This window comes from Candidatus Rickettsia kedanie, assembly GCF_045865205.1.
GTDB classification, from domain to species: Bacteria; Pseudomonadota; Alphaproteobacteria; order Rickettsiales; family Rickettsiaceae; genus Rickettsia; species Rickettsia australis.
In genome coordinates, this window is the sequence record NZ_BAABMM010000027.1 from 22540 (window position 1) to 37140 (window position 14601).

The window sequence follows — 14601 nt, forward strand, 5'->3', positions numbered from 1 at the left end:
AAATAAATAATATATTTTATAATTATATCAAAATTATCAATTTTATGTAAATCATTATAAAGAGGCGAGGATGACTCAAAACAAGAAATCAGTATTTAAAGGTTGGAATTTTTTAAAGCCTAAAGGAGGCGGAGCTAATGAAGCAGGAGAGCATGGCGGAGTATATCAAAGCTTAGACGGTAAAGTTACAGCGATGATAAAAAAAGAGGCTTCAAGCTCAAAAAATATAGCCGAGTTTTTAGGATCTCAAATTTTTGAAGCTATAAGTCCTGGAAATGGAGCAAAGGTTAATTTAATTGCTCCTGATGATTTTAATAAATCTAAAGCCGTTGATTCACAAATATATGTCAAATCTGAATTTTTTGAGCATTATAGTAGTGATATGTATTTGGACATGGATAAACATATGTCTGCTAAAACTAAACCTAGTTCTTGGTTTAGAAAGGATGGCAGTAGACCGCTTTTTATGGGGGCTAGAAATAAATTATTTAGAACCTTAGAAAATGCTTTTAAGGAAATTAAGTATCAGAACTTTGAAAACATTATGCCTGCAAGTTTATTGATCGGCGATTTTGATATACATGTTGGAAATATAGGAGTTATCAGAGATCAAAAAAATCCAAAAACTTTACCTAAATTAGTAAGAATTGATTTTGCCGGTAGTTTTGATAATTTAACAAATAATATATATCCGCATTCAAGAGCCAAACATTTGCCTGGATTCGGACCTACTAACCATTTTAGAGAATTTCCTTCTAATTTAAGAACAAAGAATCCTAATTTTGCCGATAGCTTACTTGCAGTTTCTCAAATTGATTTAAGCAAAACCATTGATAAAAGTTTTGATGAATTAACTAAATATTATAGTAATGAAGCAATTGCAGAATTTGCAAAACAAGCAATGCCAAAGAAATTTAATAATAAAAAATCTAAAGAAATAATGCTTGAAGAAATTAAGGATAGTTTAATAGATACAATAAAAAAAAGGCAAGAATCCTTAAAGAAATACGGCTTAGAAATTAAAGTAAACAGTTTAATTTCTAAAAAATATAGTTTTCCTTATTATGAAGTGAAAGAGCAAGGATTAAAAATATTAATGAAAGAATATCCTGATTATTTTAAGAAAATTCTTAATTATGAAGAAAGAAAAAAAGGAGGGCAAAAACTTAAATTAAGAAATAAAATTACTACTAGTTTTGCAAGAATTTTAGAAATACTTGGTATTAGAGATAGCGCAAAAAAACATTTAATAAAGACAATAAAAAGTTTAAATGAAGATATGCAAGATGAAAGAAATTTAGCTGATTCTTCTGATAAAATAAAGAAAGAACTAAAACAAAAAGCAGTAAAGACAAATATAGACGCAGATAGAGAAGATGTAGACACTCTAGCAAAATTCAAGAAAGAAGTCGGAACGGATGATATTGTTAGTATTACTCCAAGTCAATTAGGTCTAGCTAAAAAAGCTAAACAGAAAGACCAAGATTTATTAAAATTAGATGAAGAAGATCTAAAACATATAAAGAATCTAAAAGAAAAGGTTATGAATCCTACAAAAATTACTTCGGCTAGTGTTGTTAATAAAAAGTCTAAACCGGCTAAAACGAGATAATAAATGAACCAAGCAACAAGAAGCCTACCACTAAGTAATTAATCAGTAAAAGCCCATATTGCATAGGTAGCTTAATTAGCTCAATCTTTTTAGAAAAATACATAGCTTTTACTACTTTAAGATAATAAAAAGCAGCAACTACGCTGGTAAAAATACCACAATAAGCTAATGCGAATTCTTCTTGATTAATTGCTTGGTGCAAAAGGTAATATTTACCGAAAAATCCTGTGAGAGGAGGAATTCCGATCATCGAGAACATAACTATGCTAATTACGGCAGCTATAGTTTTATGGTTCTCTGCAATTCCTTGTATAGTTTTAAAACTAGCTTTATCGACGTCTTTACCGAGCAACATGATTAAGCAAGTTAAAAACCCTATATTCCCTACCGCATATATTAGAATATATAGTAGAGCTGCTTTATACCCTTCTTGATTATGCAGAAGAACGCCGATTAACACATAACCGATATTTAAAATAGTACTATAAGCCATCAATCTTTTTAAAGAAGTTTGACGAATAGCTCCAAAAGCTCCGAACAGCATAGATAATATAGCAATTATCTTTATTAAATTATAGTTAATAGGATAGTAATTACCTATAATTAATTTGCTAATATTTAATAAAACAATAACCATACCTATTTTGGAGGCAGCTGTGAAATAAGTAACCGAACTAATCGGTGAGCCTTCATATACGTCAGGGACCCAAAAATGGAGTGGAACACTTGAGAGTTTAAAGAAAATACTACTTAAAAATAGTACAATACCGATGATTAAACCAAGATTCATCCCAGAATTATTATTTAGTTTATATAAGATATCCTCAAATTGTAGGCTTCCACCAAATCCGTATATAAAAGAAATCCCGAATAATGATAAACAACTAACTAAACTACTCAAGATAAAATATTTTAAAGCACCTTCCGAGGATTTAATATCATTTAATTTGAATCCTGCAAGTGCATATGAAGTTAAAGCAGTAAGCTCCATACCGCAGAATAATAATAGAAAATTCCGTGATGAGATTGCAACAAAAAGACCTACGACCGATAATAATATTAAAGTGATAAATTCAAATTTTAATTTCTCAGCAACAAGAATAGAGTAATCACGGTATATAATCATGGATATAATAGTGAATATCAGTACTATGCTTTTACCAATACCGATATTTATTCCGGTAGCAAATGAGTACCATACTCCTTCATAGCTTGAGTACTTAAAGGTAAGAAAAATTGATAATATACATAATAAAATAATGCTATTAGCAATAATTCTATTTTTATTTGGGATCATTACGGCAAAAAACTGCCCTAAAAGTGCTATTAAAGTCAAAGTTATTTCAGGAAGTAGCAGTAGCATATAAAACTAATATTATTTATGGCAATATAGATATTAGTAAATAAATCATTTTTTATCAACAAACTTATATATAATATTGCATTTTAATACTACCTACAATTAAAATTATTTTCTTCGTAAAATTTTACTTAGCTCTAATCCCATAATAATTATTGCAACTTGATAATTATTAGTTGCAATAAATAAAAATAAATTATTTTGGTTAATCAATTTTAAATTGCTTAAATAAATTAAATTCTTAAACTCACACCTATAATTGTTTTAATCTAATTAGGTTTTCTAATAAAAATATATTTTCTACCATTAAGTAAAAATATGAAGCCTTCTACTTTAAAATCATTAACTGACAAGTAGAGTTGCTTAGTAAAGATCTGCCTAATAAGGATGATGAGATTGATAATATAATTAGGTTGTTCAAGGCAGAAAAAAATAAGATAGATGTACTTTATGGAAATTTACCTAATACAAGTGAATCGGAAATAAAAAATATAGCTGAATCAATAAACAGAATTCAAGCGGATGTCGGTAAAGTATTGTTATTCGGTAGTGCAGGAATAGATAAAACTACGTTAATGCATTATCTATCTTATAAATGGGGAAAAGGCAATTTATGGAATAATAAATTTGATTATGTCTTTAGAGTTAAGTTAAAGGAATTATTAAGCAATTGGACAGTACGTTACGGTACTAACATAGATGACGATATACTAAGTTGTTTTATCCATTATTGTCTAGCTTCTAAAGATATAAAACTTGAGGATATAAAAAACATACAAGATAAAGATAGGATATTATTACTACTTGACGATTATGATGAGGTGGCGTTTTTATCATATAGCAATCGTAATTACCGAGATATTATATGGATTCGGTATTTCAGTATAAGAACGTAATAATGAGTTCAAGACCTAACGCAATTATGGAAAAAGTAAGCAACGAGTTTGAACGCATAGTAGAAAATACAGGTTGGGATAGTGAGGCAATATGTAAATAAAAATTTTGAAAAGGATACTCATAGCCAATAAAAGCAATATGTGAAGTTCCTATCAAGACTGCATTAATATGTTTGGTTTGGAGCAATAAAGATATAAGGGATAAATTCAAAAAAAACAGTGATGAAGATTTTAATATAAGTCAGTTATATCATGAAGTAGTAATATGACTTGGAAAAAATATTTTCAGAAATTTGAAAATAAAAGAATAGTAAATATTACCGATGAACAAATATTATATACTCCTGAATTTCAATGGTTACAAGAAATAGCTTTTGAAGCTTTGGTAGCTACAGGCAAGCTAGTAACACATCAATTAATAAAAGCAAAGTTAAATGATAAGGATTTTACAATTCTTAATATAGAAAAAAATAAGCTTGGGTTGCTTAAAGCAGAAGGAACAGGCTAAAGCATAATAAATCTAAATCATCAATTTATTCATTTAACATTTCAAGAATATCTAGCTGCATGTTATTTAAAAAATCAGTTATCAGATCATCAGACTAAAAGCAAAACAGCGCGTTTGATAGGTAAGCATAGAAACAACCCAAAATATCTAATGACTCTGAAGTTTTTGGCAGGGATAGTAAATAATGATAGTAATCAAGAATTAACAGAAATATTTTGGGAAGCAGCCATCTGCAATGTTAACGGTATATTAGAGCTAGGGATTGAAAGAAAGATTATACTCTTAATGTATTGATTAGCTCAAAGCAAAATTAATAGGAAATTTGATAACAGAATACCGTATTTAAGACAAATAAAAGAATTGATAGATGAGATTGTACTACAAGATATTACAATTTGGGAACAGCGCATAATAGAGAGCGGTTATTTATCGGAAGAGATAATTAAAACAGTAAATGAAAAATTACGAAATATTAAAGATAATGTATATGACAATGAAATTTTATTTCAAGAATTAAAAACAGTTATAGAAATAATTATAAGCTTAGTAAATAGAAATGAATGGGTCAGTAAAACTAAAGTTTATGAAAAATTGGTCAATTCTTTAAGAGTTGAAGATACACAATTACAAAAAATAATATTGCAAAAATTAGAACAAGTATTAGACGAGACAATAGATGAGATTGTAATACGAGAAAGTTTAGATAAAGTATTATCGTTATTAAATATTTGGGAATTAAATAGCTGTGTAAATATAATATTGATTTAAATAATTAACATTATACCTGATTTAGACGAGGAAATGCTAAATCAAAGGAAAATATTAAATACTCAAAACCTACTGGCTAATACTCTAGATGAAGCAGCAAAAGTACTACCTAATTTAGCAGAAAAAGAATTTAAAGAATTATTTAAAGGGTTTAATAATAATAGTACTAAGTTTACAGAGGCTTTAACTTTAATTAAAGCAATAAGAATAATACCTATACAAGAAGCAACTACAACATTGGAAGAATACATTACAAGTTCTGACACTGATAGTTATACGAAATCTGCAGTTGTTGTAGGTTTGGTTGAGGTAATAAAAACAAAACCTAATTTAGCAGAAGCAATATTTAAAACATTGAAACAATTATTTATAAACCATAAAACTTATATACGTATTAAATCTACAATTGCTTTAACCTTAATTAAAATATTAAAAGCAATGAGTATAGCTCCACCATGTAGAACATTTAAGGAATTAACTGGGATGCCTAAAATTGATAAGTACATAAAGTATAAGGCAATTACAAGTTTAGTTGAAATAGTGAAAGAAATACCAGTTGATTGTGTAAACTATATGAATATAAACGAATTATTAACAATAATTGATTTAACTAAAACAACAGACCATTACGAAGAACTATACCTTGACACCAAAATCGTCTGACACAAAATAACCCATCATCTTACTCAAGAATATGAGAAAGGTAAAAATCCTGAAGTAATAGAATGGTTTACTAAGAGTTTTAACGAATTACCGAATATACGCGAAACACGAATATTGTTAAAAGAAATATGTAAAAGCATATTAAGAGGTAGGGTTATAAACGAATCGGAAAGTAAGTTTATTTTGAGCTGTATAAAGAAATATAATTTTACTTTTACGGTATCGGTTAGTAAAGAATCAGGAATAGAAGGCAAGATAATATTTGAAGAGGAAAGTTATGAAATATTTAAAACCGATAATTCAGCAAGCGAGATAGTAAGTTTAGAAGAGTTTACAACTAAATTACTTGCGGAAACAGATGATCCATTAGCAGAGCAATATAAAACGCATACCCCTTTATTCTTAAACAAAGGAATAGGGCTTTAAGATAGCGGCAAGCGATATTAACAATGTAAGTAGTATTACAAATGCAAAGACCAAACTTGCCACTGAAAACTATCTTTTATCTTATGCAGGTGATAATAAAGATAAGTTCGGAATGTTGTTAGAAAACAGAAGTATTTTCGGTGATCATCTAATATATAAATTTGGTGAGGATAATTTAAAGAAAATAGCCACTATTTATCCAGTAGAAATTAGCCAAGAATTAAGAGGGCAGCTATTTAATGAATTAGAATCCAAAGAACAATTTGATTGCTTTATTAAGAATGAAAAGCTTAAACTTGAAGAAGAAAAGCAGATATTTAAATGCCCTAACAAACTAAAGTTTGCAACCGAAATAATTCAAGATACGAAAATAAGGTTGGAAACCAGTAATTTTAAATTACTAGATGCCGGGGCAAATAAAAGATTAGATGCCCATGAAATTCAGATAGATAGCCACAATAAAATACTAAAAGACAAAAGTAGAAATGTCCAGAGAAGTTGAAAGTTTAGCACAAGAAAGCCCATTATTATACGATTACTGTAATACATGTTATTGGAATATAAAAAATATCATAAATGCTTGCTGTATTGCTGAAACTAAAATATTTAAAAATAATATTAATGAGAAAGAGGCTATAATAAAAATATTGTCGAAAAGTCTAGATTTAATAATAAAAAATCTCTTAAGAGATGAGTTAAAAATTTGGCTTGCAGTATAGTAGAAGCGAGGTGTGAGAGAAAGCATGGGAATTAAGTAACTAGTGTAAACGATATTATTCGCAATGCAATTGGCATGGAAGATTTAGACGATAGCTTAAAGAAAATAGCTATTAATAAAACGCAAGAACGTAAAAACGAAATAATAAATCCCCAAAAAATGCAAGAAATACATATATCAAATTCTTATTCCTGGAAATTTCGAGCTTATGTACAAAAAACATTTAATAAGGTTAAAGAACTTGTAAGTCCTAAAGCTTTAAAAAGACATGACATGGATAATTTAGCCGTGCAACTAGCTTTAAAGGACTCTATTTTATTTATTGAATCTTTATATACAAACCATGATGATATATTGAATAAAAAAATGATTTTTACGTGCAGGATGAAAAGGGTGAAAATAGTAATATTGTTTAATGTTAATCTCTGCTGATACCCAATAAATGCAAAGTCATAAGCGCCAATTGTAACTCTCCTAAGAATCGTGCATAAGGATCAGATATCTTTATCATGGGAATTACTCTTACGCGATTTTCCCTATGCTTAACGGTATTGCATCACATTGTCAGGTTAGCTCTTTTATTCATATTAGATTCATCTAGTGACATGGATAGTGTCCTGCCTAGCGGACACAACTCTTTGATACAACCTCGTGTCACACACTATTATATGGCTTTTCGGTTATTTAGGTATATGTTAAATATTTATGAATATCATATAAAAGTAATAAAAAACAAAAAATTTTCTTTCATATATCCTTTAGTGTTTTATAATGGCATACAAAATAGAGTTAATTTGATTCTACACTTTGACCAAATTTGGTCAAAATGATATAATGGAAATAGAAAAAATATTTAAATCATAATTAATATAGCCAAAAATTTAATCAAAGCCTGTGCAAGAACTGACGTAATAGCTAACCTCAACCGGATTAAAGAAGGAAGAGAGTGAGGAACTTAAATAAATTACTTATACATGTATTTATTATCATTTATATTAGGAGGATTAAATGCATTAATCCGTCAATTACGCTTATCAATTAGCTCTATAGAGTTTTATAAAGACGTATATAAAAACTATCAAGGGTACGGAATAAGATATTTATTTACCTTATCTTTTATCCCATCAATAATTTATTGTATTTTTATATTAAATTACATAATAACTTTAAAAGATTATTTTAACGGGATACAATCATCAAAAGTTACAGACAACATTGAATATATTATCAATCAATTACCGGAAATTAAATATAATAATTCAAAAATTTCAGTTGAAGAAGTAGAGCCTATATATTTATATAGCAAGAATAACAATAAAATAGTTGTCATTGATACAAAAAATCAAGTTTCTAACACAGAAAAAAGCAAAATACCGTTTGTACTTGAAGAGAATAAGCTGAAGATAAATTTAATTGTAGCCAATACTAAGCAACATTTCCTCAGTACTGTTAACTATGCTGAGATATTCAAACAAAATGAAGTAATTTTAACTCCTGAAATAATAAAAAAATATTTTGCCGATAATTTATTATATGCACCAAATTTATTTATTTATTTCGGTATGCCGGCTATTATATTATTTTGGTTTGTAACATTCTTATTAGAGAGAAGTATTATATCTTTGTTAGTATATAGCTTAGCTAATTTACTTACTACTAAAACTTCAATACAAACTGCTATAAGATTAGTAATGTTTTCAAGCGGAGTCCCAATAATATTACAACCGGTTATTATTATATTAATACCAGAATTAAGCATATTATTACAGCTACTACAAATGTTTACAACTTGTTTAGTATTTGTCGCTATTTGGCAAATTAACAAGAGCCTATCGCATTATATATAAGGAAGAATTCATTTAAAGTTATTTATGATATTCTGATCATCTTTTCTACTTCTACTTGACTCTATATAATTAAAGGCAGCATAACGAGCTTGAATTTCATTTGAAGAAAATCCAGCTTCAGCAATGTTTATATACTGTGTCCCTGTATATTGTACATCTTTGTTTATCGTGCTACAAAATTGTTGAGCAAGGTTTGTAGTTTCTTGTAAATCATTTAAAGAGTAATTTATAACTACGTTTGCCGGCGTGAAACTTATTACTGTTGGATGATAGCGAGGAGATTCAGGAGTTATTATACATGAAGTTAATGCAAAACAAAAAATTAAATATAATAAAACCTTTAATTTTTCTAAAATATAGATGTTTTGAGTCATAATTATAATAGTTTATATTAACAAGCTAAATTTTTATTAAATAATATAATTATATACTTGACTAAATTACTTGGGTATTGTAGATATAAAACAGTTTTAAGTTTTAATAGGTTGGTTATATGATGCTGACGACGAAAGGAAGATATGCCGTAATGGCAATACTTGAAATGGCTACAAAATCAAGTGCTGAACCGGTCACTTTGAATGAAATTTCCGTAAAACAAAATATATCGCTTAACTATTTAGAGCAGATATTTGCTAAACTTAAAAAAGCTGATCTAGTTAAGGCTATTAGAGGCTCGAAAGGTGGATATGTTTTAATAGGTAACCTAGAAGAAATAAAAATTTCCGATATTATGGATGCTGTTAACGAAAATTTTATAATGACTACCTGCTATAAGAAATCGGTTAAAACTTGTGTACCTGATACAGTAAAATGTAATTCGCATAAATTATGGAAAGGTCTTGGTAAACATATTAGAGATTATTTTGAAAATATTTCCATTAAAGATACTCTAAACTTAAATATAAATATATGATATACCTAGATCATAATGCAACCACCTTTATCGATCCCAAGGTAAAAGAATATATAATAAGTTTGATGGATAAAGAGCTTAACCCTTCGTCAATACATAGATCAGGTGTATTTGCTAGGAATGTTATAGAAGAAGCACGTTTTCAATTAGTTGCAGCTCTTGGTATAACCTTATCATCTAGAGAATATGACATTACTTTTACATCATCGGGAACTGAAAGTAATAATTTAATAATGAAAAATTTTTATGACGGCGATATTTTTATTTCAGCTATTGAACATTTATCGATTTATAACCATGTAAAACATGCTCCAAATATTAAAATTATAAGAGTTAACAATCAAGGTTTGGTTGATTTAGAACATCTAGAAGAGTTATTAGCTCAAAGTAACGCTGCTAAAAAACTAGTTTCCGTAATGATGGCTAATAACGAGAGTGGGGTGCTGCAAGATATAACCACAATAAGTGAAATAGCTAAAAAATATGATGCAAAATTTCATAGTGATTTAGTACAAAGTTTTGGCAGAATATCTATAAATATCAAAGAGTTGGGATTAGATTTTGCAACAATTTCAGGGCATAAAATAGGAGGGGGGCAGGGTGGTGGTGCTTTAATCTCTAACTCTAACTTTCAAGTTACTCCTATGATTATAGGAGGAGGACAAGAAAAAGGAATAAGATCAGGTACAGAAAATGTTTTAGCTATTGCAGGGCTTGGTTTGGCAGCTGAGTTAATAACAAAAGATATCTCAGAAAAATATATAAAAATCAAAAGCTTACAAGAAAATTTAGAGAAAAAATTAAAAAAATATCCTAATGTAAATATTGTTAGTAATAATATCGCAAGATTGCCTAATACTACTTTATTTACTGTACAAAATACAGATGCACAAGTGAAATTAATCGGGTTTGATTTACGTAATATTTGCATAAGTTCCGGCTCTGCTTGCTCATCAGGAAAAATATCTAAATCACACGTATTAAACAATATGGGTGTAGGGGAAGAAGAGGCAAAATCCTCTATTAGAGTATCTTTGAGCCATGCTAATACAGTAAGTGATATAAAGGCTTTTATCAAAGCTTTTGAGGAAGTGTATAATATACTCGTTTAATTTGAAAAATTGGCGTCGTTGTTTCATATTTTTGATCCTCACGTACTAGTATGTACGCTGCGGTCAAAAAATATGAAACGCCTTGCCCTTTTCCAATTCATCTATCTTTAGGCTTTGTATACAAAAAATTAATTTAATAAACCATATGAACCAACAATTAAACAATTTAACCTTGCCTATATATATGGATTATCAGGCAACAACGCCACTAGATCCAAGAGTAATGGAGGCAATGTTGCCATATTTTACTACCAAGTTTGGGAATCCTCATTCACGTAGCCATTCTTTTGGCTGGGAAGCAGAACACGCCGTTGAAGAGGCAAGGAGTAGAGTAGCAAGGTTAATAGGAGCAGATACTAAAGAAATTATTTTTACCTCTGGTGCAACTGAGTCTAACAACCTTGCAATAAAGGGAATAGCAAAATTTTACGGCAATAAGAAAAATCATATTATTACCGTAGTCAGTGAACATAAATGCGTACTTGATGCTTGCAGGCATTTAGAGCAAGAAGGGATAAAAATCACATACTTACCGATTAAACCAAATGGAATAATCGATTTAGAAACTCTAAAAAATGCCATTACCGATCAGACTGTGTTAGTGTCAGTTATGGCGGTTAATAATGAAATAGGTGTTGTTCAGCCTTTAAAGGAAATCGGGAAAATTTGCCGTGAAAGAGGTGTTTTCTTTCATTCCGATATTGCTCAAGGTTTTGGTAAAATTCCAATTGACGTTAACGAGTTTAATATTGATCTTGCCAGTATCTCAGGGCATAAAATTTATGGTCCGAAAGGAATAGGGGCCTTATATGTAAGGAAAAAACCTCGGGTGCGTGTTACGCCGCTCATAAACGGTGGTGGACAGGAGAGAGGTATGCGTTCGGGTACGCTACCTACTCCTTTAATCGTAGGGCTTGGCATGGCTGCTGAAATAGCGTATAGTGAGATGGAAAAAGATACTAAGCATGTAAATTACTTATTTGACAGATTTTTAAATAATATATATAGTCGAATTTCAGAAGTTTATTTAAACGGTGATAAAGATCCAAGATATAAAGGTAATCTAAATCTAAGCTTTGCTGGAGTAGAGGGAGAAGCAATTATCCTTGCCATTAAAGATTTAGCGGTTTCTTCCGGTTCTGCTTGTACTTCTGCCTCTTTAGAGCCTTCATATGTTTTACGTTCCATGGGAATAGGTGAAGAGCTTGCCCATACTTCGATTAGGTTCGGCATAGGTAGATTTACTACCGAGCAGGAAATTGATTACGCAGTAAATTTAATATGCTCAAAAATCGATAAATTAAGGGAATTAAGCCCTCTTTGGGAAATGATGCAAGAGGGGATTGATTTGAAAAAGATTAAATGGGCTGTACATTGAGAATATTAATGTCATCCCGTGGTCCCATGAACCGTATGTCATTCCCACTTTCGCGGGAATGACATAACACTATGGGGAATAACAAAATTGAAAATAAATTTTAGAGAATAACAATGGCTTATAGCAAAAAAGTGATAGATCATTATGAAAATCCTCATAATGTCGGGTCACTTGATAAAGAGAAAAAAAACGTCGGAACGGGACTAGTTGGAGCTCCTGCTTGTGGTGACGTGATGAAGTTACAAATCGAAGTTGATGATGACGGGATTATTACAGATGCTAAATTTAAAACATTCGGCTGCGGTTCAGCTATTGCTTCAAGTTCTTTAGTAACGGAATGGGTTAAAGGAAGATCAATAAATGATGCTGGAGAAATTAAAAATACTGAGATAGCACAAGAATTATCGCTCCCGCCGGTAAAATTACATTGCTCACTACTTGCTGAAGATGCAATAAAAGCAGCTATTGCCGATTACAAACAGAAAAAAGAAAGCAAATAAAGACTCTTAAAACATGAAAAATGTTATTTCATTAACCGATTCTGCTGCAAAGCAAGTAAAATTGCTAATAGAAAAACGAGCCAAGCCTACCTTTGGTGTTAGGGTACGGGTTAAGTCAGGCGGTTGTGCCGGTCAGACTTATTATGTTGAATATGCTGATAGTAAAAATCAATCCGATGAAGTAGTTGAAGAAAAGGGTGTACGGATACTAATCGACCCAAAAGCATTAATGTATATTCTAGGTTCTGAAATAGACTATGTAGAGACTAAATTCAAATCCCAATTCACTTTCACCAATCCTAACAAAAAAGCAGGTTGCGGCTGTGGCAAATCCTTTAGTGTGTGATAATCCCACTTGATTAATTACCCACCATATGTTATTCTTCTATTCTAGAATGCAAGGAAAGTAATTTATATGGCACAAGCATGTATATTAAAACCTGGTATAAAAGGAAGAATAACGCTTGGTAAATTAAAGGAGTAAGTAGTTTTCTATTGTTAATAGTAAAAAAGGACAAATTATTTTAGACCCTTATACGGAAATACCTTTAAAAGAAAGTTGGCTATTTAATAACAACAAGGTTTTAAGCAATTAAATAACGGTATTAAAGACTCTGCTAAAGGACAAGTTAAATTTATAGAAGATTTCAGCAAATATTTAGATGAGGACTTTTAAAATTCTTTTCACTATTCAGGCTAGTAAAGATTTGGCAGAACTTGAAAATAACAAAGGATTAGAAAAACGTTTAAAATCAGTAAAAAAAACACTAGCATATTTACAAGCAAATCCTCGCCATTCTAGCTTAAATACCTATAAATATAAATCTATTAAAGGAAACTAACGGAGAAGAAATATTCGAAGCTTATGCTGAAAATAATACTCCTGCTGCTTATAGAATTTTTTGGCATTATGTACCAAACAAAGATAACATCACTATTCTAGCAATTACGGCACATCCATAAAAAGCGGGTTGCGGCAAATCCTTTAACGTATAACACTTAATATAATTTAAAATATGTTTAACTGGATTTATAATAAAATATTCTCTTATCCTTCACCTAAAATTGAAAGCTTACAACAAGAACTAGAAAAAATACTTCAGTTATTTCCTAAGTTTAGTGAAGAAGAAAAGAAAATAAGGGCTAAAATTAGACTAATGAGAGATAGTGATATAGAAGATGATAAAAAATCTATTCTAGAAGCAATAATAAAATCGCTACAAGACATTAAACCAAATGACTCTTACATTCTGCTTGATCTTCAGCATTATAAACAGATCCATTTAGGTAATATGATGTTTTCTCACTTTTCTTCTGATTCGGCATTGTGGATTTTTAAATATTATCCAAATTTCATCAAGAGCGGTTTATATTATTTAATAAAAATGAGCATGGAATCAAAATAATTCAAGGTAATAAAATACATGACCTTGATCAAATAAATGGGATAGAGATTGAACAAGAATATGGATATTTGGTTTATAATATTAAAGTTGATGGATTAGAATCTGCTGAATATGTTTTAAATTTCAGCGATTCTGATAAAAAAAATGCCGTTGTTGGAGGAAATCTTAAATTTAATAATCAAGGAGTCCCTTTCTCTATTATCGCAGAGAATGTAGGAAATATAGGTTTTGATTTAAGAGCAGCCTCTACTTTTCAAGAGATATTCGCAAAATGTTTTCGTACTTTTGTTGTTCTATGAAAATATATGATTTTAAAAATAGTCATATTGTAGGAGGAAAAGATACTAGTGGACATTATGGATATGTTAATGATACGAATACAACCGGATTTTTAGACAAGTTTCAGAATAATGAAGTTGTATTCTATGAAAATCCCAATGGTAATTATTGTTTAGGTAATCAGCCTGATATATTAGGATAAATTAATGGATTGC

General features: G+C 29.8%; 23 protein-coding genes. 21 read left to right on the forward strand and 2 right to left on the reverse strand.

From position 1 onward, the window contains the following. Positions 1 to 70 precede the first annotated feature (70 nt). A complete protein-coding gene (locus ACKTSD_RS03730; RefSeq protein ID WP_412708063.1) occupies positions 71 to 1612 on the forward strand; it encodes a hypothetical protein in 1542 nt (513 codons plus the stop codon). On the opposite strand, the gene nuoN is transcribed toward ACKTSD_RS03730, so the two are convergent. Further along, positions 1599 to 2975 carry an NADH-quinone oxidoreductase subunit NuoN gene (gene nuoN / locus ACKTSD_RS03735; RefSeq protein ID WP_412708064.1) on the reverse strand — a complete coding sequence of 459 codons (1377 nt, stop codon included), beginning with the start codon at positions 2973 to 2975 and terminating at the stop codon, positions 1599 to 1601. The genes ACKTSD_RS03730 and nuoN overlap by 14 nt on opposite strands. Before the next feature lie 356 nt (positions 2976 to 3331). On the opposite strand from nuoN, the gene ACKTSD_RS03740 reads away from it, so the two are divergent. The 11 genes from ACKTSD_RS03740 (at position 3332) to ACKTSD_RS03790 (ending at position 8798) form a co-directional block, all read left to right on the forward strand. Further along, positions 3332 to 3868: an NACHT domain-containing protein gene (locus tag ACKTSD_RS03740; protein ID WP_412708065.1), complete on the forward strand. Its 537-nt coding sequence runs from the start codon at positions 3332 to 3334 to the stop codon at positions 3866 to 3868. 265 nt (positions 3869 to 4133) lie between these two features. Further along, positions 4134 to 4376, forward strand: a complete 243-nt coding sequence (locus tag ACKTSD_RS03745) for a hypothetical protein (RefSeq protein ID WP_412708066.1) — start codon at positions 4134 to 4136, stop codon at positions 4374 to 4376. 150 nt (positions 4377 to 4526) lie between these two features. Then, complete coding sequence (locus ACKTSD_RS03750; protein ID WP_412708067.1) at positions 4527 to 4670, forward strand: hypothetical protein; 144 nt, start codon at positions 4527 to 4529, stop codon at positions 4668 to 4670. Positions 4671 to 4736: 66 nt separating this feature from the next. Then, positions 4737 to 5144 (forward strand): hypothetical protein, encoded by a 408-nt coding sequence (locus tag ACKTSD_RS03755; RefSeq protein WP_412708068.1) that lies wholly within the window; start codon positions 4737 to 4739, stop codon positions 5142 to 5144. 33 nt (positions 5145 to 5177) lie between these two features. Beyond that, complete coding sequence (locus ACKTSD_RS03760; protein ID WP_412708069.1) at positions 5178 to 5807, forward strand: hypothetical protein; 630 nt, start codon at positions 5178 to 5180, stop codon at positions 5805 to 5807. Positions 5808 to 5921: 114 nt separating this feature from the next. Continuing rightward, positions 5922 to 6233 (forward strand): hypothetical protein, encoded by a 312-nt coding sequence (locus tag ACKTSD_RS03765; RefSeq protein WP_412708070.1) that lies wholly within the window; start codon positions 5922 to 5924, stop codon positions 6231 to 6233. 112 nt (positions 6234 to 6345) lie between these two features. Beyond that, entirely contained in the window at positions 6346 to 6735 is a 390-nt protein-coding gene (locus ACKTSD_RS03770) for a hypothetical protein (protein WP_412708071.1), read from the forward strand. Next, entirely contained in the window at positions 6719 to 6952 is a 234-nt protein-coding gene (locus ACKTSD_RS03775; protein ID WP_412708072.1) for a hypothetical protein, read from the forward strand. Before ACKTSD_RS03770 ends, ACKTSD_RS03775 begins: the two co-directional genes overlap by 17 nt. A 74-nt stretch (positions 6953 to 7026) precedes the next feature. After that, a complete protein-coding gene (locus ACKTSD_RS03780; protein ID WP_412708073.1) occupies positions 7027 to 7383 on the forward strand; it encodes a hypothetical protein in 357 nt (118 codons plus the stop codon). A gap of 236 nt (positions 7384 to 7619) precedes the next feature. Continuing rightward, positions 7620 to 7781 (forward strand): Rpn family recombination-promoting nuclease/putative transposase, encoded by a 162-nt coding sequence (locus tag ACKTSD_RS03785; protein ID WP_412708074.1) that lies wholly within the window; start codon positions 7620 to 7622, stop codon positions 7779 to 7781. 144 nt (positions 7782 to 7925) lie between these two features. Beyond that, a complete protein-coding gene (locus ACKTSD_RS03790) occupies positions 7926 to 8798 on the forward strand; it encodes a DUF1189 family protein (protein WP_412708075.1) in 873 nt (290 codons plus the stop codon). 8 nt (positions 8799 to 8806) lie between these two features. Here ACKTSD_RS03790 and ACKTSD_RS03795 read toward each other — a convergent pair whose 3' ends face one another. After that, the gene (locus ACKTSD_RS03795) at positions 8807 to 9172 is read right to left on the reverse strand and encodes a hypothetical protein (RefSeq protein ID WP_412708076.1); all 366 of its coding nucleotides are present in this window, start codon (positions 9170 to 9172) and stop codon (positions 8807 to 8809) included. Positions 9173 to 9291: 119 nt separating this feature from the next. Here ACKTSD_RS03795 and ACKTSD_RS03800 point away from each other — a divergent pair, with 119 nt between their 5' ends. The 9 genes from ACKTSD_RS03800 (at position 9292) to ACKTSD_RS03840 (ending at position 14588) form a co-directional block, all read left to right on the forward strand. Beyond that, positions 9292 to 9711 carry a Fe-S cluster assembly transcription factor gene (locus ACKTSD_RS03800; RefSeq protein WP_412708077.1) on the forward strand — a complete coding sequence of 140 codons (420 nt, stop codon included), beginning with the start codon at positions 9292 to 9294 and terminating at the stop codon, positions 9709 to 9711. After that, the gene (locus ACKTSD_RS03805; RefSeq protein WP_412708078.1) at positions 9708 to 10823 is read left to right on the forward strand and encodes a cysteine desulfurase family protein; all 1116 of its coding nucleotides are present in this window, start codon (positions 9708 to 9710) and stop codon (positions 10821 to 10823) included. The genes ACKTSD_RS03800 and ACKTSD_RS03805 overlap by 4 nt, the downstream gene beginning before the upstream one ends. Before the next feature lie 145 nt (positions 10824 to 10968). Further along, on the forward strand, positions 10969 to 12201 hold the full coding sequence (locus tag ACKTSD_RS03810) for an IscS subfamily cysteine desulfurase (protein WP_412708079.1): 1233 nt from the start codon (positions 10969 to 10971) through the stop codon (positions 12199 to 12201). A gap of 113 nt (positions 12202 to 12314) precedes the next feature. Then, positions 12315 to 12701, forward strand: a complete 387-nt coding sequence (gene iscU / locus ACKTSD_RS03815) for a Fe-S cluster assembly scaffold IscU (RefSeq protein ID WP_412708080.1) — start codon at positions 12315 to 12317, stop codon at positions 12699 to 12701. A gap of 13 nt (positions 12702 to 12714) precedes the next feature. After that, complete coding sequence (locus tag ACKTSD_RS03820) at positions 12715 to 13047, forward strand: iron-sulfur cluster assembly accessory protein (protein WP_412708081.1); 333 nt, start codon at positions 12715 to 12717, stop codon at positions 13045 to 13047. A 316-nt stretch (positions 13048 to 13363) separates the two neighbouring features. Further along, positions 13364 to 13543 (forward strand): hypothetical protein, encoded by a 180-nt coding sequence (locus ACKTSD_RS03825; protein WP_412708098.1) that lies wholly within the window; start codon positions 13364 to 13366, stop codon positions 13541 to 13543. A 174-nt stretch (positions 13544 to 13717) separates the two neighbouring features. Further along, positions 13718 to 14107 (forward strand): hypothetical protein, encoded by a 390-nt coding sequence (locus tag ACKTSD_RS03830; protein ID WP_412708082.1) that lies wholly within the window; start codon positions 13718 to 13720, stop codon positions 14105 to 14107. A gap of 68 nt (positions 14108 to 14175) precedes the next feature. Continuing rightward, positions 14176 to 14406, forward strand: coding sequence for a hypothetical protein (locus ACKTSD_RS03835; RefSeq protein ID WP_412708083.1), 231 nt, complete (start codon positions 14176 to 14178; stop codon positions 14404 to 14406). Next, entirely contained in the window at positions 14403 to 14588 is a 186-nt protein-coding gene (locus ACKTSD_RS03840) for a hypothetical protein (protein WP_412708084.1), read from the forward strand. The genes ACKTSD_RS03835 and ACKTSD_RS03840 overlap by 4 nt, the downstream gene beginning before the upstream one ends. The last annotated feature ends 13 nt before the right edge of the window (positions 14589 to 14601 follow it).